Raw genomic sequence first — 25,814 nt, forward strand, 5'->3', positions numbered from 1 at the left:
TGACAGACCTTTAGGCACCAAGTCAGAAATCAACATACGTGCAATTTAGCATATGAATTATATCACAACCTCGTCTTAATAGCAAGTCTTTTTATTAAAAAAATACCATTTTTCGTTTAATCAAAAAAAGACAAGCTTTCACTTGTCTTAATTGCATGCTATAGAATTCGTCTTTTAAAAATATTTTTTATTTCCCCATAGATTACTTTTCTTTAAATCCAAGTATTCATTATAAGCTCGCTCAAGAATCTGTTTTTCATTGGAAAACTTAAGCATATGGTAAGCTTCATGAAATTTATAATATCCTGAATCCATAAAATATTCTTCTCTTTGTGGTTTGCTGTAATAGCTATCAGACATCATTAAATACCAATGAACATCCTTTATTACTGTATTCTGCGGCGTGCTGAACGTATATTGGCTTTTTCCAATATATTTTATAATAGAAGCATCCGTTCCCGTCTCTTCTTTAACTTCACGTATGGCTGTTTCTTTATATTCTTCGCCTTCCTCCACAGTCCCTTTTGGCAGAACCCAACCTTCATATTTATTTTTATAGTTCTTATACAGTAGTAAAATCTTTCCTCTGAATATAACTACACCGCCACAGCTCGTTGCCTCAATCATCGCAATTCCTCCTGTATAATGGTGTGTCGATTTATCTACTAACAGTATACATCATTTTTCATAATTGTTCAACTAATATTTATGCAATACTAACAAATACTTTGGTAAACAATCTTAGATTATGAAGTATTTTATGAAATCCTGCTAAACTTAGATCAAAACTGAGAGAATAACCTTGCATATGTTACTACTAGCTTTTAATATACGGCACTCATGAAATTGACGGTTTATTACAGGCGATTCTATCACAAGATGCTACAAGTAGTCTTACACGAAAACTGTAAAAGATATAAGTCTAGTTTATGCATCCTCTGTTAAGATTATTTATCTTTTTATATTTTTAATTTAGATTCTACTGCTTCCACTACTTTATTTGTTATTGTAATAGGTTTTAAAAATTTTTGAGGCAATTGGTACGGCATATTCACTTCCCGTTCCAACACCTTCAACAATAATACTAACTACAATTTCGGGTTTTGTAGCGGGGGAAAAACCTACAAACCATGCATGTGCCGGTTTATTCTGCTTATATTCTGCAGAACCGGTTTTTCCGGCAACGGTGTATTTATTATTTTTAAGTGCACCTCCTGTACCGTTTTCCACAGTTTCTGTCATATAGGCGGTAAGTATTTGTGCTTCATCGGGAGTAATAATCGAGCCATATATTTCAGGCATCGTCTTCGTAATGATATTACCACCCTGATTTACAATTCTGTCAACTAAATATGGCTTCAGTAATACACCGCCGTTGGCGATAGTTGAAACAATAAGCGCGTTATGAAGAGGGGTAATCTGTGTATCTCCTTGGCCTATAACTGTCTGAGGTATCTGATTCTTATCTGAATTGGCCGATAATACAAATTTACTTTGATTATATACAAGGTCTGTCGGCAATGGTGAATTAAATAAAAAATCCTGGCATAGTTTTCGGAAATTTTTTATATTCAGAGTTGTTCCTATATGGGCAAAGGAAGAATTACATGACTTTGCGAATGATTTCTTTAAGTCTTCCTTTCCATGTGCATTACTATTGTAACAATTAATTTTTACACTGTTAAAAATACCATGTCCTTTACAGTCATACAGGTAATCTTCATAGGTACCTGGATTTTCCCGGATATATTCAAGAGCAGTAAGAATTTTAAAGGTGGAACCGGGAGGATATAAACCCTGAGTAGCACGATTGATTAGGGCTGAATTATTATCTGAGTCCTGTACCATTTCATCCCATATCTTATCTATCTCTCCTGGATTGTAATCCGGCTTTGAAACCATAGCCAGTATTTTACCCGATGAAGGTTCCATTACTACAATTGCTCCTTTCCGGTTTCCTAAAGCTTCATAAGCCGTTTGTTGTAATTTTGTATCCAATGTTGTTATTACATTATCACCAATGTTTTTTTCTCCTGATAACTCTCTTACAATTTTGCTTAAGGTATTATTATTCGAAGTAAGTAGATGAAAATTTTCCGTAGATTCCAGTCCAGTACGTCCCTTTAAAAACCTGCCGACCACATGAGCAAACATATTTCCATAAGGGTATACTCTGGTTTCGGTACCGTCTTCATCGGTAATCGTGTGGGCTAGGACTTTTCCATCTGCCGAAACAATATCTCCTCTTACAATTTGCTCCGCTAATAAATCCTGACGCTTATTATAGGCATTGTTTATGACCTCAGAACTATCTGTAATCATAAACTTTGTATAGTAGCCCATCATCATTATAAACAATCCCACAAATATATAAGTCACAAGCATTATCTGTTGATTCGTAGGGTTCTTTTTCGGCTGCAAATCAGCCTCTGTTTGCTTCTTTTTTCTTACAGAAGCCTTTCCCTCCTCCTCATTTTCAGATTCCGATTGTGGATTGCTATACACCTCTTCACTGTGTTGCATTTTCAGTTTGTTTTTTGGATTTTCTTTTTCTCTTTTCAATAGCATCATTCCTATCCTGACTCAGGACATATAAGCCCTGAATTACACTAAACATGATTAAGCTGCTTAAAATGGAGCTTCCTCCATAACTAATGAGAGGTAAGGTTACACCGGTTGAAGGTATGAACTTAATAACCCCTCCAATGGATAAAAATACCTGAAAGGCATACATTACACTGATTCCCAGTGCAATTAACTTATAAAAGGTATCTTTTAGTTTCATTGCAATATTAATAAACATTAAAAAGCAGCTGATAAGTATTAATATCAGACAAAAAGCAAAAAAACCACCCATCTCTTCTGATATTGCTGAAAATATAAAATCGCTGTCTACTACTGGAATACTAGTTGGAAGCCCCTTTAAAAGCCCCATACCAAACCAGCCGCCGGTACCGATAGCAAACAATGATTGGGATACCTGATAACCTTCTCTGTCAATCAGAGACCAAGGGTCGCGCCATGCGGCGACACGGACTCTGACATGACTAAAAAGTTTATATGCAAAAAAGGAAGCGACAGAACCGGCTGCCAGCCCGGAAAACAAATATAAAGGCTGTGAAGTTGCAACAAAAAGCATAATGAGATAGGTTACAAAAAAGATAAGTGCTCCGCCTAAATCCTTTTCTAGAACCAGAATCAGTACATGAATCGCAGCCAGAATGGTAATATATACAATATGCTTAAAGTTTGTCTTTTTTGCCAACAAAGAGGCTATTGAAAAAACAAATAATATCTTTACAAATTCCGAAGGCTGGAATGTAAATCCTGCTATCTTAATCCAGTTGGTAGCACCGTAATTCTCCACTCCCAAGAATAAGACCGTTGCTAAAAGTACGATTCCTGATCCGCCATACAGCCATCCCAAATGAGATAATGCCTTTAATTTATCAATCAGTAAGGGTATCACCAGACATATAATTAACGATACAGATGCTATGACGAACTGCTTTACTGCTTTATCATAAGATAACCTTGTAAGCATGACATAGCCTATGGTTAATAAAAACAGCATATTATGCAAAATTGGTTTTGACAAATTTATATAAACCCACTGATATAAAGTAAATACAAGAATTATAGCCAGTAATTGCATACCATAAAGGAATGCAATCTTCAAATTTTTAGTACTAATAAAAAGTATTAGATAACATATGAAATGAAACGTGAATAAAATTGCTTTCATTTTAACATATGTCCGCTCCTGCCTTTTCTTATCGGTATACCCCAGTACGCGAAAAGCCAAATAGGTATACATGGCGATCAATACAATATTTAGGTATTTCGATAGTTCTACGATTAAGTTAACCAATTTATTTCACCTCTATTATTACGCTTAAATAGCCTATCACTATTCGATACCACGCTTAAAGTGTCCTCTGGTAAAATCCTTTATTTCTTCTACTTTAAGGCTTTTTTTATGATACGTATTTATGAATTTATGAAGAATTTTCTCAGTCTCGTCTCCGGTTTCATAAGTAAAATCAAGGCGTATATTTTTCGGGCTTATTTTTATTACTTCCTCCCGGTTACTTAACAGAGAAAGTCTTTGGCTGTTATAAATTAAGTTGTAACAATCTCTGCAATGTCTTTTTATAGGAAAGCTTTTCTGGAAACGGTCTGTCAAATTAAGTTCTTCCATATCCGGACCACAGCAGGGTGCCTCTGTAACCTTTGTATAATTTTGATTAATACTACCCTGTGCTGTTTTTGCCAGACATTGCGCTGATACCATAAGCGGCATTCTTCCGTATACAAGCAAATCCCAGTAATAACCATTCATCTCCAACAACTCTTCATTATTCAATTCCAAAGGTGCTGTATGGCACTTAATTCCTTTTTTTCTCCAAAAGCGAACATTCCAAGTGTTCATTACATATAAATTATAATCAGTAACTAGCTGTTTTTTGTCAAACTCCAACTCTTTTGTGATAAAATAATACTCTTCGTAATTTCTAATGATATATCCATCTATAGTATTGTCTTCCAATATTGTTTTATTCTGCCGGAATAATTCGTAAGTGGCTTTTCGAAAAATATGAGGAAGGAGCAGATAACACTTTTTCCCTTTTTCTTTAACATAAGCAGTTAAAGAAAGAAGCTTACTAAAGGATACTATGTCGCTTTCCAGATATACATTCTCCACTTCTGGATTTTTACAAGCTGCCTTTAACTGGTCTTCTTTTATTACACTAACGCTGATTCCTGGCACAGTAGTATCCTGATAATAAGGGGCTACAGGATTCTCGATATTCTCTTTTAACTCCCTCCTGTAACTCTCTTTGATTGCATCGTATAAAAGCTGTAAACCTTGCCTTCTTAATTCATTTAATCTTTGTACAGGAATAAAAGTATTTCCCTCCTGCGTAATAGATAATTCCTTGAAAAAGAAAGAGGTATCATTTGTTTTATTAACCTGCTTTTCTAATTTTTCTTTGGTCATGGGCTGGTTTTTGGCTTCCTCTACCAGTTCACCTCTTACCATAACCGTTATATCCCGGCAAGTCAATGCCAACTGCAAAGGCTTACTCACTATAGCTGTCAATTCACCGGTTATGGGCTCTTTTCTTTCTTCTTTTAAAAATCTGTCCGCCAGATGGTCTAACAGCATGTTATTTTTTGTGCGGTAAACAGAAAATCCAGTGGAGATTTTTAATCCGCTTTTAAAATTTGTAGTATAGTCCTTACCTTTTACCTCTCCAGCCTTAACAGTAAAATCATATACATCATCCTGCCTGTTTCTAATTTCAAGGATATCCTGTGCCTGAATATCTTCCTCCAGCCTGATTATAGCCTGATTTCCTCGCACCTTCTCTACTTTTCCAACGTAAACACCACTGTGATTTGGACGAGTTAATGACATCATCGCTTTACCATTTCGGTGTTCATAATAACCACCTGTAAAGCCGCCTCTGCTGTATAAATCAAGCAGCATTCGTTTATCATTTTTAAACTCCTCCTCGTGCTTGCTTAAGAATTTTTGATAGTTTTCCTTACCAAGCTCTAAATACTTGTCCGCATATTTACGATAAGCATATGCAACTCCTGCTGCATACTCCGGCCGTTTCATCCGACCTTCAATTTTAAAAGAATCGATTCCTGCTTCCATTAACTCAGGTATCCTGTCTAAGGTGCAGATATCTTTTGGACTTAAAAGGTACTTGTCCTCCTTATCCATTACCGCCTGTTTACCGTTATATAATTGATACGGCATTCTGCAAGGCTGCGCACATCTTCCTCTGTTCCCGCTACGCCCGCCTATCATACTGCTTAAGAGGCATTGTCCCGAATAACAATAACATAATGCACCGTGTACAAAGGACTCCACCTCTAAATCTGTACTGCTGCGCAAGGCTTTTATTTCCTCTAAACCAAGTTCTCTTGCATTTACAAGCCTTGTAACTCCCAGCGATTTTAGAACATCTCCTCCACATCCCATCGTTAAGGACATCTGCGTGCTGGCATGTATAGGAAAATCCGGGAAATGTTCGTGAACAAACAGTAGCACACCACTATCCTGGACAATAACTGCATCTACTCCCTGCTCGTAATAAGGATGTAAATAAGAATAAAGCTCTTTCTCAATCTCCTTATTTTTCAGAAGAGTATTAATGGTAAGATATACTTTTTTGCCATGAACATGCACATAATCAATGGCTTGACACAGCTCCTCCTGTCCAAAGTTATCAGCATATGCTCTGGCACCGAACTTCGAACCACCAATATAAACCGCATCACAGCCTGCATGAATCGCTGCCTTTAAGCTCGTAATAGATCCAGCAGGTGCCAATATTTCAATATTTTTCATAATTAACTCCATCTGCGACCTTGGGTCGCGTTAAAATCAAGCTTTGAATACTTTTGTTCAACCTTACTAACATATGCCGCTATGGGGCACAAACCGTAGAATAAAGAAGCCTGCCTGCAATACTGCCACATATATAAACAAGGCTGGTACAAAAAACAAGTTAATAGACTTACCTTTCAAATCCAAATACAGTAGGTAAATGTTATAAACTATGAATTTTGCAGCAGCCTTTTATGTAATCCTGTATTTATTCATCTTTATACCCATGTCCGCTTCAACAGTTATGACTAAATATTCAACCTTCCTCTCGTTTACGTTCTAAGCGAGTTTGTTCTGTTTCTAAACGGATAATTTTTTTCTGGGAATCATTAAGCTCTTTTTTTAAAACTTCTATCTCTTTTTTCGCAGCTTCAAGTTTTGTCTGAACGGAAATTAACTCATGCTTAAGCTCAAATATTTCAGTGCTTTTGCTTTCATTCTCATCTTCTATCTCTTTCACATTACTACGAATCTTGAAATAATCATCAACCAAGTTAATCTGCATTAGAATGCCCTTCATCTCGGTATCTAAAAGCTTATAAAAATCCTGCTTTTTAAACTCCTGATGTTTATTGTTTATATAAGATGCAACTTTTTGCAGATATTCTTCGCTTTCATATCCACGCAAAGTATATCTTTTATTATTAATAATTACTTCAATATTGTTCATCTTATTCATGAAATCGCCTCTCAGAATCAATAGTCCCGTGTCTGTCCGGGCATTACATAGCTCTTAACCTTGAAGAAAGTAATAATATAGGTATTATACCTTATTATTTTATCTTTCACAAGCCTTTTCCTTATGTTCCCGGATATAAACAGCTCTTTAAGAGGATTCCTTGCCAAGTCCGAAATGTTTGTAGGCAAGGTCTGATACCATCCTACCTCTGGGGGTACGTAAAATCAAACCGTTTTGAACCAGATATGGTTCATATACTTCTTCAATGGTTCCCGTATCTTCTCCCAAAGTTGCAGCTACTGTTTCGATTCCTACCGGTCCACCATGAAATTTTTCAATCATCGTAAATAAGATTTCCCTATCCATATTATCAAGCCCAAGTTTATCAACCTCCAGTAGATCCAAAGCAAAATCGGCTACCTCTTTGTTAATTTGACCATTATATTTTACCTGAGCAAAATCCCTGACTCTCTTAAGCAGACGGTTTGCAAGCCTCGGTGTTCCTCTCGAACGCCTAGCAAGCTCATAAGCTCCATCCTCATCAATTTCAACTTGAAATACTTCGGCTGACCTGGTAATAATTTCTCTTAATTCTTCTACAGTATAAAATTCCAATCGATTTACCACTCCAAAACGATCTCTAAGAGGTGGTGTTAGCATACCGGCTCTTGTTGTAGCTCCGACAAGTGTAAATCTGGGCAAATCCAGGCGGATGGATTTGGCTGCTGCACCTTTTCCTATCACTATATCAATGGCATAGTCCTCCATAGCTGGATATAAAAGCTCCTCCACCTGCCGGTTAAGACGATGTATTTCATCTACGAAAAGAACATCTCCTTCCTGTAGATTGTTCAGTATTGCTGCCATCTCTCCCGGTTTTTCAATAGCCGGACCGGATGTTACCTTCATGTTCACGGACATTTCATTTGCAATAATGCCTGCCAGTGTGGTTTTACCAAGACCCGGAGGTCCATAAAATAATACGTGATCCAAAGATTCCTTTCTTTGCTTTGCTGCCTCTATGTATACCTTAAGATTCTCCTTAGCCTTAGTTTGTCCAATATAATCCTCCAGTAGCTGGGGCCTTAAGGTACTCTCTATTTTATTGTCTTCATCCATGATTTCTGTTGTTATAATTCGTTTTCCCATCGTTATCCCCATTACTAAAATAAATTTTAAAATACTTTTTAGATATGTTACTATTACTATAAGGCTGCGCTTACATTAGTGCCTTTAAGCTGAGCTTTAATACTTCTTCTGCCGTCATACCTTCTTTGACGTTCACCTTTCTTACCACCTTTGCTGCATCCGTACCGGAATAACCCAAAACCACCAAAGCATCCATGGCCTCTCTACGCACATCTGCTGTGGAAGCCCCTACAGATTGAAATTTCATCTGTCCTTCCAATTGATTGGATAATTTATGTTCAAAAGCATCCTCAAGCTTTAATTTATCTTTTAACTCAAGTATTAACTTGCTGGCAGTCTTATTACCGATTCCGGGCGCTTTAGCAATTGTCTTAACGTCATCGGACATTACAGCAAAACGTAAATCATCCGGAGAAATCACGGATAATATCCCAAGAGCTCCTTTCGGTCCAATTCCATTAACGGTTATAAGAAGCTTAAAAATGGTTAAATCATCCCTTGTTAAAAATCCAAATAAACCAACTACATCCTCTCTTACATGAAGATAGGTATAAATTTTAACTTCATTCCCCACCTGTGGCAACCCTTCTAAAGAAGAAAGGGGCATTCGGACCTCATAACCCAACCCGTTTGCCTCAACAACAATTCCTTCTTCCTGTATTTCTGCCAGTTCACCTTTTATATATGTTATCATAAATCCTCGCCTTATCTGTTTGTATCATTTAATATTTTGTTCCTTATATTGCAAACTATCAATTATTATACCCTTAAAGCCAAAATAAGGCAAGTGCTTTTAAAACAAATGTTCGTCTCTCTGTATACCAATAGCAGGCTCCACCAATGCACCATATACGGACCCTGGCACCTTTGCCGCTATATACTCCTCCTTGTTGTTACATCTGGGTTGAGAATAGATTTAAAATTCTTTGATAGGTCTTTAAATACCAAGGCCTGTTCTTCCACTCCTCATAAGTAATTTCAACACTAATATCAATCGTATCAATGATATCCTTCTTAACCATACTAATTACTTCCGGATTGCACATCCACAACCCACATTCATAATGGAGGAAAAAGCTGCGGTAGTCCATATTTATGGTACCCACAATACCGCAATCCTCGTTAATTATAGTTTTTGCATGGATAAAACCTGGTTTGTATTCAAATATCCTAATACCCCCCTCTAAAAGCTGTCCGTAATTGTAATTTGTCAATCGCTTAACATTCTTTTTATCCGGTATATAAGGCGTAATTATTCTAACATCTACACCACTCTTAGCTGCTGTTATCAATGCTTGTTTCATATCGTCTTCGATGATAAGATAAGGTGTAGTTATATATAAATACTCTTTTGCGTAGTTTATTACTTGTTTGTAAATGCTTTCAATCGGATTATTGGGATTATTAGCAGGCCCATCTGATATAACATGGCAGTACACTTCATTGGGCGGAAATTCTATGGAAGGTCTAAAGCAATTGTAGTCTAATGTTAATCTTTCGTTACAAATTTCCCACATTTGCAAAAAGGTTACTGTTAACCCCCAAACTGCGTCTCCTTCTACTCTAACTGCATTATCCTTCCAGGTTCCAAAACGGTTAATTAGATTAACGTACTCATCGGCCAGATTCATGCCTCCGGTATACCCAATATTTCCATCTATTACTATTATTTTTTGATGGCTTCTATAATTCATATAGAGCTTATCCGTATACTTGTGAATCGGATTAAAGACCGCAATTTCAAACCCTTCAGCTTCCAGATTCCTTCTAAAGTTTTTGGAAGTACGCAAGGTAGCTCCAAAATCATCGTACATAAATTTAACCTGAACGCCTTCTTTGATTTTTTGTAACAGCAAATCATGCATATTACTCCAAAGCACACCCTCTCCAACTATAAAAAAGTTGATAAGGATAAACTTTTTGGCATTCTTAATATCTCCAAAGATTGCATCAAAGGTGTTCTCACCCATGGGATAATAGTTTATCTGATTATTTTTAAACAAAGGAAAATGCTGTGATTCCATATATTTTGACATCCTGCTTTTGGTAGGATATTTTTTTGCAAACTCCTCTGTTAAAGCGTCATCATAATAATGGTATTGATTGCCGTTGCTAATACTTGCCAGAATCTTTTTATCAATCTTTTTGGTTGCATCGCCTTTTCCCCACAATGCATACATAATATGCCCTGTTAATGGTAGTATCAATATAATGCATATCCAGCCTATTTTATACGTCGAATTCCGATTATCATTAACTAAACCAATGGTTATAAAAATACTTCCGATTTCAATAATCAAATAAAAATAAATGGTGGACTCACTCAGCCAATATGTAAGCAGAAATAATACACCGAATTGTAGTATTACAAGGATGCCCACTAAAGCTACTCGTAGAAATCCACTTAAGTAGCTCTTGCTGGTGCCCTTTAATTCTTCATTAAATATATTATTCATATCCACCCACCTCATTGCTTTTCTATTAACCGTAATTCCTTTTTTTGCAGAAGTACCGGCCACTTCCGGTCTGGAGGTACGAAGGCCGGGAAATGCTTTTAACAAACGTCGCTGTACATAGCTAGTCTTATTAATCTTCGTTTGCAGCTTTGCCATATATTCCTTAATATTTTTCTCTATATCAAGATAAAGCTTTTTCAAATCAAAATCTTCTATGTGTTTATTTCTTTCCAGTAATTTTTCTCGGTTGTCCTCCATAAATTGCCTGATTCTATCATATAATTCAGCCTGCTTATAACCAGTAAGTTTTTGCTTTAATTCTTCCTTGGTTTCATATAAACGGCTGCCTACCATATATTCTGTAAAATCCCGCTTTAAAGTTTGTATATCCACTAAAATCTTATCTAACTTGAAGGTATGGGATACAGTAATCACTGTATCAGTCATAAATAGCATCAAACTGATATAAACGCCAAGGCTGCCTGCTTCTACCGGAACCTTTTCGTATAATTTTACCATCAAAGGCTGAAGATAAAAAATCACACCTACTGATAATATACCCCAAAATAGGGATGCTAATAAGCAGATTCGCCCGCCGATATTAAATTTTTTATCACTATAATCCCACCATTTTGCATGAAATAATATCTCCATAACTAGAGAGGTTGAATATTCCAAAATCGTTGCAAGGAACATTCCTCCAAAAAACACCACCAAAAGCTGTTCCCTGCATTGCCAGAACACCATATAAACCATTGTGGCTCCAGCTCCATAGATGGGTATAATCGGCCCATTTAAAAAACCTCTGTTTACCCATATTTTTTTCCGAACGGATACTAAAGTACTCTCGTATATCCATCCAAAAAAAGAAAAAATAAAAAAATTATAAAAAATATGTAATAATTTAATTCCTGATATTTGTAAGTTAAGCAATATTATCTGTCCTTTTAAGTGTCTATTTTTGATTTTATGCATATTTTAACATAAGTAACAGCTAAAATACACTCTTATTTTACAAATATATTACCATCTTGTAAAGTTAATCATTTATGATAGAATTATTAGGATACCATTAATTTTTCATTATCCTAACAGGAATTAGGCAGGAGTTTTTTATGTATACAACAACACAAGATATATGTATAGAACAGTATTACCCTTATCATTTTGGTTATTCCCTGACAGAAATTATCTTTTTTGATATAGAAACCACTGGTTTTTCCGCTAAGACCTCTTTTGTCTATCTGATAGGCTGTATGTATTACAAAGACAATACCTGGCGGCTGACCCAATGGTTGACTGAAGATATTGTCAGCGAAAAAAAACTATTAGAGACTTTTATAACCTTCTTAAATGAATACAAGCTCATTATTCACTATAACGGAACCGGTTTTGATATTCCTTATTTAGCCGGGAAATGCACAAAGTATCAACTTAACAATCCCTTTAATGTCATCGAAAGCTTCGATATATACAAGAAACTGCTTCCCTTAAAAAAACTGTTACCTACAGCTAATCTTAAGCTAAAAACCATGGAAGAATTCATTAATCTTAAAAGGCAAGATACTTTTAGCGGAGAAGAACTGATTCAAATCTATGCGAATTATTTAGGCAAACTCCAATCAGAAAAGCTGAGAAGTAAACAACCCTCTACTGGTCTTTCAAGCTATCAGGAGATTACAGCCACCCATGATACTCAATCACATACTACCTCTGCTGAGGAAGTAAGGGCACAAATACTTCTCCATAACTACGAAGATGTAAAAAATCTTTTACCCCTCGGAAACCTTTTATATTTTGCAGCACTTTTTCAGGAAAATAGCTGGGCATGGTCAAAGGAAGCAACTAAAACTCCCAATACCTTCCGAATTGAAGAATATTGGGAAGAAAAGACTTGTTTACATATTATGTTGCAGCACCCGATAACACTGCCTTCCTTCTCCTTAACCGTTCCTCTTCCAAACTTTTCAAATGAAGAAGGAGTTCAACAAATAGAATTATCTAATTTTATGACACTGTCTGTTAAAAAAGACGGCTTCTATTTAGATATTCCTATTTTACAAGGTGAATTAAAGCATTTTTTTCCCAATTACCGAGATTACTTCTTCCTTCCTCTAGAAGATAGAGCTATTCATAAAAGTGTTGCCCAATTTGTGGATAAGGAGTACCGTGAAAAGGCAAAACCTGCCAACTGCTATGTAAAGGAATCAGGATATTATCTTCCACAGACTGAATATCTATTTTCACCTGTTTTCCAATATAGCAACAAGGATAAGATAACATTTTTTGAGACTGCTAACCCTGACTTCAAAGTTCCTGCCAATAAAGAAAAATATATTAAATCTATCCTGCATTATATTATTCAAAACAAAAATATTACTGTGAATTCTTAATTTCTGCATATTTTTCAGTGGTTACATAAATAATAAGCTTAAACCAATTAAATGGTTTAAGCTTATTATTTTAATTATAGGAAAGCTTTCTTACATCACAAGAGCTACTAGCTTTATTATAATTATAAGAAATACAACAGCTATTACGAAAGGAGAATTTATGTCAAACTCAAAATCAAATACTGAGACAAATGCTGGTTCACATAAGACATCCGGTTCCGGTAAAAATGTTGGTACCAGTACTAATGCAAAGGTTAACAGTGCGACCTCAAATCATTCCAAAAATACTCCTACTTTTACTAGTATAATTCCCGAAGAGGAAGAACGGAGAGATGGCCCTGGAGGGGAACCGAGCGGGGAATAATCTCTTATTAAGTGTACTAGTGGTTTAAAGCACAAAAATAAGGCATCCGAATTCTTTCGGAATGCCTTATTTTATTACGCTTATTCAGCAGTTATGATTTCTTTCTTGTTGTAAGATCCACAAGCTTTGCAAACTCTATGTGGCATCATTAATGCTCCACACTTGCTGCATTTTACTAAATTAGGCGCAGACATTTTCCAGTTTGCTCTACGACTATCTCTTCTAGCTTTTGAAGATTTATTCTTTGGACAGATAGCTCCCATGATTACACCTCCTTAAAAATTATTGAATATATCACGGATTCTTGACATTCTGGGATCCGGATCTGCTTCTTTACAGCTGCAGTTACTCTTGTTCAAGTTAGTACCGCATTCTCTGCAAATACCTTTGCAGTTTACATCACACAGAACCTTCATGGGAAAGTCTATTAATATTTCATCATAGACTAATAAATCTACATCCAGATTATATCCACTAATATAATTTGTTTCGTCTAATTCCTTAATTCGGTCTTCTGAGTCAAGATTAAAGTCCAAATCTTTGAAAAATTTAAGCTCAAACTCATTCTCTACCTCTTCAAGGCATCTGTTGCACGGAATTAACAAAGATATTTTTGCTTCACCTTCAATTCTAACTTGACGCTCGCCTACATGGGATAATGTAAGCTCGACATAAGACTTGTTGGCAAAGGGATATTCCATCCCCTCCATGCAAAAATTCTTCAACTCGATTGGAGCTTGTATATGCTTGACGTTGCCTTTGACAGACATTATTTCTGACAAATTAATTATCATGACAATCTCCTATCTATTAAAAATTCGCACTGTTAACATTATAGTCAGAACACCATCATTTGTCAATGAAAATTTTATATTTCACCAAAATAATGGTATTCTCTAAAGCATTAGATTAATGCTACTGTTTCTCTTGCGATTGCTAATTCTTCGTTAGTAGGTACTACCCATACTTGTACCTTGGAGTCATCTGTAGATAGTTTAATTTCTTTACCTCTGGTATTGTTGTTTTCAACTACCATCTCAACTCCTAAATAGCCTAGGTAGGACATAATACCGCCTCTTACGTTCTTGTCATTTTCTCCCAAACCTGCTGTAAATGCAATAGCATCAACACCGTTCATGGCTGTTACATAAGAACCAATGTACTTTGCAGCACGGTAAACGAATAAATCAGTTGCAGTACGAGCCTTTTCATCACCATCCGCAGTTGCAGCTTCTAAGTCCCTGAAATCGCTTGATATACCAGATACACCATAAACACCGGATTTTTTATTTAATATTTCAATTGCTTCATCAATGGATTTATTTTCTTTTTTCATGATGAACTCAATAATAGCAGGATCGATATCACCACTTCTTGTTCCCATAGTTAAACCTTCTAATGGAGTAAGACCCATGCTGGTGTCTATAGATTTGCCATTTTTAACAGCGGTTATACTAGCACCATTTCCCAGATGGCATACAATAATTTTTGAGTTATTCGGATCCAGGTTACATAATTCCATGGTTCTCTTTGCAACAAAACTATGGCTGGTTCCGTGGAAACCATATTTTCTGATTCTGTATTTGTCATAATATTCAGAAGGCAGACCGTATAAATAAGCTTTTTCAGGCATTGTCTGATGGAATGCTGTATCAAATACACCTACCATTGGTACGTTAGGCATTAAAGCTTTGCACGCACGAATTCCTATTAAGTTAGCTGGGTTATGAAGAGGTGCCAAATCACAGCATTCTTCAATAGCGTTTAACACTTCATCTGTTATCATAGTAGAAGAAGCGAATTTTTCACCGCCATGCACTACTCTGTGTCCAACTGCTCCAATCTCCTCCAAAGAAGAAATCACACCATGGTCTTTATTTGTAAGCGCTTCCAAAACTAATTTTATAGCGGCTTCATGTGTATCCATAGCGGCTTCTTTTACTACTTTTTCTCCGCCTGCAGGAGTATGCACCAAACGACCATCTATACCTATTCTTTCACAAAGACCTATTGCCAATGCTTTTTCTGTTTCTGAATCGATTAACTGATATTTCAAAGAAGAACTACCACAATTAATAACTAATACTTTCATTTTAACTCCTTCCATGCCATTCGTTGGCATCACCGTTTCCAGCAGATTAACTCCACTCCGGTTTTTTTCCTTTTTTTATTATTTTTTTACTTCAATTGTAAGTTTGACATATTATTATCAATATCTATAAATATCAAAAGGCAGGTAATTTATGTCTTCCCACCTTTTTTTGATAAGTATGAAATTACTCCCCAGCAGCCGCCTGTACAGCAGTGATTGCAATAACACCTACGATATCTTCTGCACTGCAACCTCTTGATAAGTCATTTACAGGCTTTGCAATACCCTGCGTAATAGGGCCGTAAGCTTCTGCCTTTGCAAGTCTTTGTGTTAATTTGTATCCAATGTTACCTGCATCCAGGTCAGGGAAGATTAATACATTCGCTTTACCAGCTATTTCACTTCCGGGAGCTTTAGAGGAACCTACACTTGGAACAATTGCTGCATCCAACTGGAATTCTCCATCCAGCTTATATTCCGGATATGCTTCCTTAGCAATCTTCGTAGCTTCTACTACCTTATCAACATCTGCATGTTTTGCACTTCCCTTTGTAGAGTGAGAAAGCATGGCAACAATTGGTTCTTCACCAACTAAGAGTTTAAAGCTCTTCGCAGAACTTCCAGCTATGGCAGCTAACTCTTCTGCATTGGGATTCTGGTTCAGACCGGCATCAGAAAAGATAAATGTACCATTTGATCCATATTCACAATTAGGAACTACCATAACAAAGAAGGCAGATACTAGTTTCGTACCAGGAGCAGTTTTTAAAATCTGTAAAGAAGGTCTTAATACATCTGCAGTTGCATGAAGTGCACCTGCTACCATACCGTCCGCATCTCCTGCCTTTACCATCGTTACACCAAATGTTAAGTAATCCTTGGTTAATACATCCTTTGCAGCTTCTGGCGTCATACCCTTGCTTTTTCTTAATTCTACCAACAAATCAACATATGAACCTAATTTTTCAGTTGTGGCAGGATCTACGATTTGGGCACCAGTCAGGTCTAATCCTTCCGCCTCTTTCTTTATGGAGTCTGCATTACCAACAAGTACGATATCTGCGATACCTTCCCCTAATATTTTAGAAGCAGCTTCTAGCGTCCTTCTGTCACTTGTTTCAGGCAATACAATTTTCTTTTTATTTTGTTTTGCTCTTTCTTTAATTGCGTCAATGAATCCCACGACAATATCTCCTTTCGTAATTAAAAGCTTATACGCTTTTATATCTGTCTAACAAACCTATGCAAGAAAAATCTCAAATTACATTATAGTCCAAATTTTTTTGGGTTACAAGTAAGAATTTAAATTAATTTTCATAAATTTTCGTAAGTACTTTTGTATAATATATAGTATGAATTATTAAAATGTATAGTTCATCTCCTAAATTGAGGCAATTCCATATCTGTAAACAGATGTAAAAATTTATATTCCTTATATTATTGTAAGTTTTTTTCACAAAATTATACTTTTATAACATGTTTCCTCATTAAAACTTTCATCAACTATATTTATCTTTATCTGATAGTTTTTCACTATTATAGTTTTTGCAGTTTGTTATAAAAGATACCATATTTTGTTTTAATTTCACTATAAATATGTAAAGGTTTATAGGTTTCCTTATGTACGTTATCCATAATTTCATCAAAATGATCCATAACACAAAGTACCGTATCCGGACACAGCTTTCCTTTAATAGTATCTTTCGCAATCAAATGAAATATCTTTGCTTTATCAAATGAATCCTTATAACTTCTCTTTCCGCATAGTGCACTGATAATATCGGATACTGCAAGAATACGCTGGGGCAATGTCAGTTTGTCTGCTTTAAGACCTCTGTGATACCCTGTACCATCCAGTTTTTCATGATGCCGAATCGCTATTTCTAATATTTCTTCATCTATATAATCTTTTAAAATTAGCTCACTCATCTTAACGTGGTTACGCATTATCTTCATCTCTTCATCTGTCAGTATTCTGGGCGCTTCTAAGATATTAATCGGTGTTGTTATTTTACCGATATCATGAAGCAGAGCACCATAATGGAGGCTCTCTTTTTCATGGGCTGTTAATTTCATAAGACGTCCTATTTCATCTGCCACACTAACGGTAGTAATCGTATGCATTACAGTATATTCACTTCGAAAATCTATAGAGTAAATGAGCATTTTTAAAAACATCTCTTTTTGCGCTTTATTTAAGACAATCTCACCGAACACAGTATTTAATTCTAATAAATAGGACTTATCATTAATATGTGCCAATATACCAAATTCCTTGTCAGCTTCCCTAAATACCTTAAGCGCGTTAGCTGAGAACTTTAGATTACTGTTATCTTCAAAGATTTTTTTGAATTCTCCTCTATCCTTCGCCATTAAACATACATCAATTCGATCCGCTAAGTTAAGATATCCGGCAATATCTTCGTATTTTGAGTTTAATTTTTTCAGTTTTTTATAATCCAGATGATGATATAGAACTATTTCAGACAATTTATTTAAAGGTGAAAGATATCTTAAAAATAAGTAGCCATAGACAGTATGTCCCCACACATTTTGTGTTTCAAATTTTATCATCTCGCTTAATTCTTCACTTTTATAAGCTCCTATATCATGTAATAGGCCGGCAACCGTGTAACTTATAATATCTTTTCTGCTTAGCTTATTATCATATACCAACATTTTATAAAGAATATAACTAACTCTCTCCCCATGGTTTATAAGCCTCTCATCAATATAGTTAAGAGTATTTCTTACAATACTTATTACATTTTTACTACTTATAATATCCATAAATCTGCCTTTCCTATGAAAGTCTCACGTCTTTTATGCCAAGTTGTGTCTAATGAAGCGCTTCGTCCCACTCTGAGTAATCTGCTTAAAGGTATGCAAAGTAAAACTTTCACCCCAAAAATATGCAAATTTCAGACACCCCTAATTAGATTGAAATAAAAATTGTATTTTAATTCTTTCTAATTAAGCACTACCGTAAGCAAGCCCACGATATCCACGAGTATATTACATAATTCTAATTAATAGTATCATACAAAGTAGTCATCTGCAAGTACTGCAAATTAGGTTAGAGCAGCTTTCCAACACAAAAAAAATCACCGATATCACAGGAAGATATCGGCGACTCTTTGTTGGCATTTATGTTGTATTGTAGGATTTTATAAAAGCTTACTTGGTCTGTTATACTATATTATGTAACTGCATTTAGAATTTTTTCAAATTCTTAACTGATTGTGGTAATTTCTGTTGATAGCCAAAGAAAACACATGCGGAGTTTGCGGTTTTTTTGGCATTTCCCATAGCGAGTTTCGAAACAACGTTTAGCATCTTTTTTTCTACTTGGTTTTTCATACTACTACCTCCTTAAAATAATTGGTTATTTTTTACTTGGTAGCTTTATTATATTAAAACTTTTTAAGATAATCAATATATTATGTCTATTCTACATGTTTTTTGCCTATTCTACATGTTTTATAACTTATTTTATAACTTTATGCACTTTCGAAACATATTTTGTATTTTTATATGACGAAACAACGTATCTGCTCTTATTTTTTTGAAGTTTTAACTCTTTCATAAAAGAGCGGATATCTTTCCCCTCACTTTCATTGTCTGATATATAAAAAAGAACGGTCCGGCAATAAACATAAGAAAATACATAGTATATTTTTCGTAACGTATAAATCATAACCCCCATAGCTCCCCTCCTACTGCATATGTACAGATTTACCGGCTCTTAAACCAACTATGGCTATTACAGCTTCATATGCCAAACTTAGGGCAAGGATGTAGCTTAAATAATTCCAATCTAACATCCGGGAAATGAGTGCCCCTGTCAGAATAAAGATTATTAAGAATCCTGCCTTACTTCTATAGTAGGTCTTCTCCGACTCATCCAGTGGCTTATTAGCTGATTCAACAGGCACAATAAAAAATAAAATTGTACTTGCAAGAAAAGCCAGTATCATACTGTAATTCATAACCTGGGAGGGTGTTGCATGCAGCAGAAATAATAACGAAATCACCGTGAGGCAGGAAACAAGGTAACATCTTAGGGGAGTTTTTGCATGATAACCGCCGGCATATTCCCGGAGCGGTATAAATGCTGCAATGAACAAAAGTAATTCTAACAACTTGTCAAAGAAAATACCAAGCAGAAGATAAGAAGCTAAATGACAGATTTTCATCATTAAAGTTTCTAGACCAAATCGATATATTTCCAGTTCATCGGTATGAATGATTCCAGTTTCAATAAGACGATTAGTCAAGCTCTCTGACAACTTGTTAAACATAAAAACCCTCCCTCTGATAATTACTAAGTGTTGGTAATCCTACCATGGTTAATTGTATATTTATACTTAGAAGAAAACAAGATAGCCTGCTTATTCTACATGTTTTTTGCCTATTCTACATTTTTTTGACAGTTTTACCCGATATTTCATAAATCTTCCCATTCTTGTCTTCCTTGTTTTGACAATACTATACTGCATACAAAAAGTGTTCCTTCTCTTTGAATGTTAAAATCACCGTTATATTTGTTAATCACTTTCATAACGTTTGGTATACCAATTCCACTATGTCCCTTTTTACTGGATTTTTTAGGTATAAATTGCTTTTTATAACTCTCAAAATAGCTGCTGTTACCAGGCATGGGTTCATCCATAGTATTTTTGATGCTAATAACTACAAGATTATTAAAGGACCCTACCTGTACCGAAATACTTCTTTCGCCTTTTACCTCCAGGCACGCTTCAAAAGCATTATCCAGTAGATTTGCAAATATGGTAGTTAAATCCACGTTATCAATAAAGGATAAATCAAATTCATCAATTTTACAGGAAATTTGTATATTATTTTGTTCTGCCAAACGAATCTTATCATTTAGAATGATATTTAATACCCGATTATCCGTATATTCATTGACTTGAAAGGCTTCCAGCCTTGTACTTAATTTCTCAGAATATTCCTTTGCCATATCACTTTCCTTATAATTATACAAATCTTCTATAGCTCTTATATGCCTTTTTACATCATGGATTATACTTAAAGATTCTCTATACTGACTTTCCAGATTATCATAGTACTGGTACTGCATCCTTGACTGTTGAATGAACAATTGATTTTCATACTGCAATCTGTTATTTTCTGAAGCATACTCCAAAATATTCAAAAAATAGGTGTTAATTACTACAGTACCAAAAATCGTTATCAATACAAAGACAATATCGCTGCCAGAAACAATATCCCTCATTAAAACAGACAAACTGTAAATGCTTATAATACTAAAAATAGCATATACAAAAGTCAAAAAATACTGTTTGTTATTTAAATTATTTATATTCTTCTTTTTCGTAATGCGAAGAATCACAATATGACTGATAAAAATGACAAAGACCTGGGTAGTGGTAATGTCAAAAAATACACGAAGCTTCTCAGATGCGATTGTAATACCGGATATCTGATACACAAAATGAAGAATAAGAATACCAATAGATTCACAGGCACTCATACAGATTACCAGTATTATAATGTAGATTAACTTTCTATAAATATTACCTTCAAATAATTTTACAGCCAGAACACATGATATAGTTACCACTGTAATCAGGTTAAGCCATTCATTACTCAATGCGTTAATAGAACCTAATAAGGCAATTGAGAGTATCTCTAGCAGATAAAGTAACTTTTTACTGATAAATTTTCTTTCAAACAAATTATTTAACAGTTCCATTATAATTCGTATAGATACAAAGCTGGATAAAAACAACCCCATTATAAATATTGCGTTATTCATGAACACACCTCAGAATACTAATTATTTTCCAATTGTTTTTGCAGGAACTCCCTCATAATACGTTTAAAATCAGAAGCTCTTTTTTGTGCCACAGGTATTATGTCATAATTCATCATAACGATTTCATCTTTTACATAGTCCTTCATATTGTTGATATTTACCACAAAACTTTGATGCGGTGTTACAAAGTCAAAAGTATGAAGCTTCTCCTCTAAAGACGCTATGGTTTCATACAGTATAAAATTTCCTTTTTTAGTAACTGCTTTAATTTTTCTGTCCACACGCTCAAAGTAATATATATCGTCTACAAATAAGCGGATACTGTTTTTTCCTGCATTAAAATCAATTGTTTTGGTTTTCGAATCTTCAATAAGCTTTTTATGCAGAATACGCTCTAAAACCTCATCCAGCTGCTTAATTATAACCTCCCTTTTTATAGGCTTTTCCAGATACTCAAAAGCATGAACGGATAAAGCTTCTCTGGTAAGCCCCGCGTAGCTGGTAAGATAAATAATTTCAACGGTTTTATCATTTCTTCGCAATCTTTTTGCAGTCTCTATCCCATCAATGCCCGCCATATAAATATCCAGAAAAATAATATCATAGCTTTCCCTGGCTGTGAGCAGTTTCTCTCCGCTATGATATATGGTAAGTTGAAAATCTTCCTGTCTTACTTTTTGATAGTTCATAATGATTTCCTGCATTTGTTCCGTTATAACATGCTCATCATCGCAAATTGCAATATTAATCATCTTTAGCTCCCATCTGCGACCTTGGGTCGCCACAAATCATGGGGGTTGAATGTTCTTTATTCAACCTTATACCCCCTAAAAATTACCAATTATATATTATTATACATTTTTTTGACAATATGTGAAGTTCTTTTTTTGTTTCTTTTAAAGTTATATTACTACTGCACTTATGTAAACAACTTCTCTGGTCTATGACTTTAAGAATCTCTTGTAATTCAGAAAAGTATATATTATAGTGTTATTATCTGAAGGCGGCATAGTGATACAGTTTTGTTAAAAGATGCTGTATCTGAAGCCTATTAAAGTTCTGCATAATTAGTACAATCTGAGTTAATATGCTATTTAAGTGCAGGAAAATTAATGAAAGAAAGGAATGCCACTTATAATTCTTTCACATTTTTATTTGTGGCAGTAACACCTCTATAATTAGATGTGTTATGCATGGATATTATTATGAAGGTTGTCGGCCTTATTACAGAATACAATCCTTTTCACAACGGACACGCTTATCACCTTAATGAAGCAAAGCGGGCTACCGGTGCCGATTATGTAGTAGTGGTTATGAGCGGTAATTTTGTGCAGCGGGGTACACCTGCTTTTCTAGATAAATACAGTCGAACTAAAATGGCACTTAAATGCGGTGCCGACCTGGTATTTGAACTTCCGGTTTGCTTTTCAACTGCCAGTGCTGAATATTTCGCCCTTGGGGCGGTCTCTTTGCTTGAAAAACTTGGTATTGTTGATTATATTTGCTTTGGAAGTGAAAGTGGTGATATTAGTCTTCTAACATCTATAAGTGACTTGCTGTTAACGGAATCTCATGGCTTCAAACAAATATTTAAGGAAGCAGTCAAAGCCGGAAAAACTTTTCCGGAAGCCCGTGCAGACAGTATTAAGGCTCTATTACCGGAGGTATCAGATGAATTTCTTTCCTCTCCTAACAATATACTTGGTATTGAATATATTAAAGCCCTTAAACGACTGCAAAGCACCATAAAACCCATAACTATAACAAGAAAAGCTACCGCTTACCATAGCCAGGAATTAGATACAGATGATACCTTTGCCATAAGCTCAGCAACCGCAATACGAAAAACCTTAAAAGAAGGCAATACCCTTAATAATTTAAGACGCCATGTACCTGCTCCTGCTTTTGCTATTATGGAGGAACAATTTGAAAAAACCTTTCCTATATTTGAAGAAGATTTTTCATTGCTGCTCCATTATAAGTTTATGCTTGAAGATAGACAAACACTACTGCAATATACAGATATTAACTCTGATTTGGCAAACCGAATCCTACGTATGTATTCAGAATATGAATCCTTTCCGGATTTGGCATTATCCATAAAATCCAGACAATGGACCTTAACCCGTATTAACCGTGCTCTAATCCATATATTGCTCAATCACCGCCAGGATAATTTCTTAACGTATCAGCAGAAAGGCTTCACCCAATATGCTCGTATCCTTGGCTTTAAAAAGGAATCCTCCCATCTCTTACGAAAGATTGTAAAAAATGAAAGAATTCCTGTAATAACTAAATTAGGAGATGCTAAAAATAAGCTCTCAAAGATTGGACTTACTATGCTGAATGAAGATCTATATGCAGCTAATCTTTATAATCAGGTTGTTTTCCATAAATTGGGAACACCTCTAAAAGATGAATATACTAAAGGTATCATAATTTCTTAAGCCAACAAGGTTTCCATCTCATCAAGTAATCTACCAAACAGTGCCAGAGCCTGGTTAACCGGCTCTCTGGTACTCATATCCACACCGGCCTTCTTTAAAAGCTCTATCGGATAGTCAGAACCTCCACCACTTAAAAAGTTATTAATATAAGCATCAACTGCTGTCTTTCCCTCCTGTAATATCTTTCTGGAAAGTGCCATGGCAGCTGAATACCCTGTTGCGTACTGATACACATAAAATGCAGTATAGAAGTGCGGTATACGGGACCATTCCATATCTATTTCTTTATCTATAACAATATCACTTCCAAAATACTGCTCTATCAAACCTCGATAAATTTCACATAAAATATCTGCGGTTAAAGCAGTCCCCTCCTGTGCTTTTTGATGGGTAATCATCTCAAATTCAGCAAACATTGCCTGCCTATACAATGTACTCCTAAACTGTTCAAGAAAATAATTAATCAGATAAGCACGTTGCTTTTTGTCTTCTGTCTTTCCGAGAAGATACTCCATTAATAAAGCTTCATTACAGGTTGATGCCACTTCAGCCACAAAGGTTTTATAAGCTGCTGTGTTAATTGGTTGTGCGGCATCGGAATAATAGCTGTGAAGTGCATGCCCCATTTCGTGTGCCAACGTAAAAACATTGTTAAGAGTTTCCTGATAATTTAATAAAACATAAGGATGGGTACCGTATGCTCCCCAGGAATAAGCACCACTTCTCTTTCCTTCATTCTCATATACATCAATCCAGCGGTTATCAAAGCCTTCTTTTAATACCTTTAGATAGTCCTCTCCTAAAGGACGTAGTCCTTCGTAAACCATTTCTTTTGCTTCTGCATAACTTATTTTTACATCTGCCTCCGTAACAATGGGTGTATACAGGTCATACATATGCAGTTCCTCTACCCCCATAAGTTTTTTACGAAGGGACACATAGCGGTGAAGCAAGTGTAGATTTTCATGTACAGAAGCAATCAGGTTTGTATACACATCCCTTGGAATATTGCTTAAAAACAATCTCATATCCATCGCAGACGGATATTGGCGAACCTTAGCATAAAAAGCTTCCTGCTTAACATTGGCACTAAAAGTTGCTGCGATAGTATTTCTAAACTTATTATAGGTTTCATAAAGCTTTTGGAATGCTTCTCTTCTTACTCTCTCATTGCTGCTCTCCATCAGGCTTATAAATCTTCCGTGGGTAATCTCAACCAATTCTCCATTTTCATCTTCTATCTCTGGAAATTTAATATCCGCATTGTTAAACATGGAGAATATATTCTTTGGGCCTTCTGATAACTCTCCTGCCTTAGCAACCAGCTCCTCCATCTCAGCCGTTAAGGTATGTGGTTTTTTACGAAGGATTTCTTGTAAGTTAAATTGAAAGATTTTTAGCCCTGGTTGTTTTGCAATATATTTTTCAATTGTTTCAGCTGGAATCGTTAATATCTCCGGCACAACAAAGGACATAGCACTTTCTAATTCCACAACTAAACGACTCGCCTGGTCTGCCAATCCCTGATAAGTTCCGTTGGATGTGTCTTCATGATATTTTTGATTGGCATATACATATATTCTTTCAATATGCAAGGATACTTCATTCTCCATATTCAAAAATTCTAACAGCGTATCCGGAGTTTCCGAAAGCTTACCCTGATATTTTCCTAATTTTACAATTAATTCTTTTGTCTGTTCATATTCCTGCTTCCAATCTTCATCCTTTTGGAATAAGTCTTCAATTGCCCATTTGTGTGCAGCTTCAACTTCATTGCGTTTTAATACTTTCTTTTCCATGCTAACTCCTTGTTATCTAATTTTATTAAGAAACTGCGTAAAGAAACAGTTTTCTGAATGCATTGCGTGTGTAGGTGGATTATCTGTAATTAGTAGATATTATAGCATTTTTTTATAAACCTAACAACCATTTTTAACCATTGCTAAATTTAAAAACTCCTTCTTTGGAGTAAAGACCCACTCCTCGTACATCAACTTGTTTAAATTTATTTACTTTCTCGGCATA

The 25,814-nt window shown here is 35.4% G+C and carries 21 protein-coding genes; 3 read left to right on the forward strand and 18 right to left on the reverse strand.

What is annotated here, in order from left to right:
• Positions 1–174: 174 nt before the first annotated feature.
• From acsn021_RS15075 to cls, 8 genes are all read right to left on the reverse strand, one after another.
• Positions 175–627: an NUDIX hydrolase gene (locus acsn021_RS15075; protein WP_033166820.1), complete on the reverse strand. Its 453-nt coding sequence runs from the start codon at positions 625–627 to the stop codon at positions 175–177.
• 369 nt (positions 628–996) lie between these two features.
• Positions 997–2,562 (reverse strand): peptidoglycan D,D-transpeptidase FtsI family protein, encoded by a 1,566-nt coding sequence (locus tag acsn021_RS15080; protein ID WP_243167951.1) that lies wholly within the window; start codon positions 2,560–2,562, stop codon positions 997–999.
• Positions 2,510–3,871, reverse strand: coding sequence for an FtsW/RodA/SpoVE family cell cycle protein (locus acsn021_RS15085; protein ID WP_184094725.1), 1,362 nt, complete (start codon positions 3,869–3,871; stop codon positions 2,510–2,512). Before acsn021_RS15085 ends, acsn021_RS15080 begins: the two co-directional genes overlap by 53 nt.
• 39 nt (positions 3,872–3,910) lie before the next feature.
• Complete coding sequence (locus acsn021_RS15090; protein WP_184094727.1) at positions 3,911–6,367, reverse strand: peptidase U32 family protein; 2,457 nt, start codon at positions 6,365–6,367, stop codon at positions 3,911–3,913.
• A gap of 295 nt (positions 6,368–6,662) precedes the next feature.
• The gene (gene zapA, locus acsn021_RS15095) at positions 6,663–7,085 is read right to left on the reverse strand and encodes a cell division protein ZapA (protein WP_184094729.1); all 423 of its coding nucleotides are present in this window, start codon (positions 7,083–7,085) and stop codon (positions 6,663–6,665) included.
• Between the two features lie 147 nt (positions 7,086–7,232).
• Positions 7,233–8,234, reverse strand: coding sequence for a Holliday junction branch migration DNA helicase RuvB (gene ruvB / locus acsn021_RS15100; RefSeq protein WP_184094731.1), 1,002 nt, complete (start codon positions 8,232–8,234; stop codon positions 7,233–7,235).
• Between the two features lie 70 nt (positions 8,235–8,304).
• Positions 8,305–8,928, reverse strand: coding sequence for a Holliday junction branch migration protein RuvA (ruvA, locus tag acsn021_RS15105; RefSeq protein ID WP_184094733.1), 624 nt, complete (start codon positions 8,926–8,928; stop codon positions 8,305–8,307).
• A gap of 199 nt (positions 8,929–9,127) precedes the next feature.
• Entirely contained in the window at positions 9,128–11,665 is a 2,538-nt protein-coding gene (cls, locus tag acsn021_RS15110) for a cardiolipin synthase (RefSeq protein WP_243167952.1), read from the reverse strand.
• 140 nt (positions 11,666–11,805) lie between these two features.
• Here cls and acsn021_RS15115 point away from each other — a divergent pair, with 140 nt between their 5' ends.
• Together acsn021_RS15115 and acsn021_RS15120 are read left to right on the forward strand one after the other, a co-directional pair.
• Positions 11,806–13,083: a ribonuclease H-like domain-containing protein gene (locus acsn021_RS15115; protein ID WP_184094737.1), complete on the forward strand. Its 1,278-nt coding sequence runs from the start codon at positions 11,806–11,808 to the stop codon at positions 13,081–13,083.
• A 160-nt stretch (positions 13,084–13,243) separates the two neighbouring features.
• The gene (locus acsn021_RS15120) at positions 13,244–13,447 is read left to right on the forward strand and encodes a hypothetical protein (RefSeq protein WP_184094739.1); all 204 of its coding nucleotides are present in this window, start codon (positions 13,244–13,246) and stop codon (positions 13,445–13,447) included.
• 80 nt (positions 13,448–13,527) lie between these two features.
• On the opposite strand, the gene rpmF is transcribed toward acsn021_RS15120, so the two are convergent.
• From rpmF to acsn021_RS15165, 9 genes are all read right to left on the reverse strand, one after another.
• A complete protein-coding gene (gene rpmF, locus acsn021_RS15125) occupies positions 13,528–13,710 on the reverse strand; it encodes a 50S ribosomal protein L32 (protein WP_184094741.1) in 183 nt (60 codons plus the stop codon).
• A gap of 12 nt (positions 13,711–13,722) precedes the next feature.
• Positions 13,723–14,241: a YceD family protein gene (locus acsn021_RS15130; RefSeq protein ID WP_184094743.1), complete on the reverse strand. Its 519-nt coding sequence runs from the start codon at positions 14,239–14,241 to the stop codon at positions 13,723–13,725.
• A 110-nt stretch (positions 14,242–14,351) separates the two neighbouring features.
• Positions 14,352–15,539, reverse strand: a complete 1,188-nt coding sequence (locus acsn021_RS15135; protein ID WP_184094745.1) for an acetate/propionate family kinase — start codon at positions 15,537–15,539, stop codon at positions 14,352–14,354.
• Between the two features lie 184 nt (positions 15,540–15,723).
• A complete protein-coding gene (gene pta / locus acsn021_RS15140) occupies positions 15,724–16,722 on the reverse strand; it encodes a phosphate acetyltransferase (protein WP_184094747.1) in 999 nt (332 codons plus the stop codon).
• 353 nt (positions 16,723–17,075) lie between these two features.
• Positions 17,076–18,329: an HD-GYP domain-containing protein gene (locus acsn021_RS15145; protein ID WP_184094749.1), complete on the reverse strand. Its 1,254-nt coding sequence runs from the start codon at positions 18,327–18,329 to the stop codon at positions 17,076–17,078.
• 423 nt (positions 18,330–18,752) lie between these two features.
• Positions 18,753–18,899 carry a cyclic lactone autoinducer peptide gene (locus tag acsn021_RS15150; protein ID WP_243167953.1) on the reverse strand — a complete coding sequence of 49 codons (147 nt, stop codon included), beginning with the start codon at positions 18,897–18,899 and terminating at the stop codon, positions 18,753–18,755.
• Positions 18,900–19,255: 356 nt separating this feature from the next.
• Positions 19,256–19,840 (reverse strand): accessory gene regulator ArgB-like protein, encoded by a 585-nt coding sequence (locus acsn021_RS15155; RefSeq protein ID WP_184094751.1) that lies wholly within the window; start codon positions 19,838–19,840, stop codon positions 19,256–19,258.
• A gap of 146 nt (positions 19,841–19,986) precedes the next feature.
• Positions 19,987–21,342, reverse strand: coding sequence for a sensor histidine kinase (locus acsn021_RS15160; RefSeq protein ID WP_184094753.1), 1,356 nt, complete (start codon positions 21,340–21,342; stop codon positions 19,987–19,989).
• Positions 21,343–21,359: 17 nt separating this feature from the next.
• Complete coding sequence (locus acsn021_RS15165) at positions 21,360–22,094, reverse strand: LytR/AlgR family response regulator transcription factor (RefSeq protein WP_184094755.1); 735 nt, start codon at positions 22,092–22,094, stop codon at positions 21,360–21,362.
• Positions 22,095–22,547: 453 nt separating this feature from the next.
• Between acsn021_RS15165 and acsn021_RS15170 the strand changes: the two genes are divergently transcribed.
• On the forward strand, positions 22,548–23,789 hold the full coding sequence (locus tag acsn021_RS15170; RefSeq protein ID WP_184094757.1) for a nucleotidyltransferase: 1,242 nt from the start codon (positions 22,548–22,550) through the stop codon (positions 23,787–23,789).
• Here the strand turns inward: acsn021_RS15170 and pepF are convergent.
• Positions 23,786–25,588, reverse strand: coding sequence for an oligoendopeptidase F (gene pepF, locus acsn021_RS15175; protein ID WP_184094759.1), 1,803 nt, complete (start codon positions 25,586–25,588; stop codon positions 23,786–23,788). The two genes, acsn021_RS15170 and pepF, sit on opposite strands and share 4 nt — an antisense overlap.
• Between the last annotated feature and the right edge of the window lie 226 nt (positions 25,589–25,814).

Source organism: Anaerocolumna cellulosilytica (assembly GCF_014218335.1).
Lineage (GTDB): Bacteria > Bacillota > Clostridia > Lachnospirales > Lachnospiraceae > Anaerocolumna > Anaerocolumna cellulosilytica.

Coding starts and splice junctions, on each gene's coding strand:
- acsn021_RS15075 (WP_033166820.1), bottom strand. CDS start 627: ATGATTGAGGCAACGAGCTGTGGCGGTGTAGTTATATTCAGAGGAAAG.
- acsn021_RS15090 (WP_184094727.1), bottom strand. CDS start 6,367: ATGAAAAATATTGAAATATTGGCACCTGCTGGATCTATTACGAGCTTA.
- zapA (WP_184094729.1), bottom strand. CDS start 7,085: ATGAATAAGATGAACAATATTGAAGTAATTATTAATAATAAAAGATAT.
- ruvB (WP_184094731.1), bottom strand. CDS start 8,234: ATGGGAAAACGAATTATAACAACAGAAATCATGGATGAAGACAATAAA.
- ruvA (WP_184094733.1), bottom strand. CDS start 8,928: ATGATAACATATATAAAAGGTGAACTGGCAGAAATACAGGAAGAAGGA.
- cls (WP_243167952.1), bottom strand. CDS start 11,665: ATGCATAAAATCAAAAATAGACACTTAAAAGGACAGATAATATTGCTT.
- acsn021_RS15115 (WP_184094737.1), top strand. CDS start 11,806: ATGTATACAACAACACAAGATATATGTATAGAACAGTATTACCCTTAT.
- acsn021_RS15120 (WP_184094739.1), top strand. CDS start 13,244: ATGTCAAACTCAAAATCAAATACTGAGACAAATGCTGGTTCACATAAG.
- rpmF (WP_184094741.1), bottom strand. CDS start 13,710: ATGGGAGCTATCTGTCCAAAGAATAAATCTTCAAAAGCTAGAAGAGAT.
- acsn021_RS15130 (WP_184094743.1), bottom strand. CDS start 14,241: ATGATAATTAATTTGTCAGAAATAATGTCTGTCAAAGGCAACGTCAAG.
- acsn021_RS15135 (WP_184094745.1), bottom strand. CDS start 15,539: ATGAAAGTATTAGTTATTAATTGTGGTAGTTCTTCTTTGAAATATCAG.
- acsn021_RS15145 (WP_184094749.1), bottom strand. CDS start 18,329: ATGGATATTATAAGTAGTAAAAATGTAATAAGTATTGTAAGAAATACT.
- acsn021_RS15150 (WP_243167953.1), bottom strand. CDS start 18,899: ATGAAAAACCAAGTAGAAAAAAAGATGCTAAACGTTGTTTCGAAACTC.
- acsn021_RS15155 (WP_184094751.1), bottom strand. CDS start 19,840: ATGTTTAACAAGTTGTCAGAGAGCTTGACTAATCGTCTTATTGAAACT.
- acsn021_RS15160 (WP_184094753.1), bottom strand. CDS start 21,342: ATGAATAACGCAATATTTATAATGGGGTTGTTTTTATCCAGCTTTGTA.
- acsn021_RS15165 (WP_184094755.1), bottom strand. CDS start 22,094: ATGATTAATATTGCAATTTGCGATGATGAGCATGTTATAACGGAACAA.
- acsn021_RS15170 (WP_184094757.1), top strand. CDS start 22,548: ATGAAGGTTGTCGGCCTTATTACAGAATACAATCCTTTTCACAACGGA.
- pepF (WP_184094759.1), bottom strand. CDS start 25,588: ATGGAAAAGAAAGTATTAAAACGCAATGAAGTTGAAGCTGCACACAAA.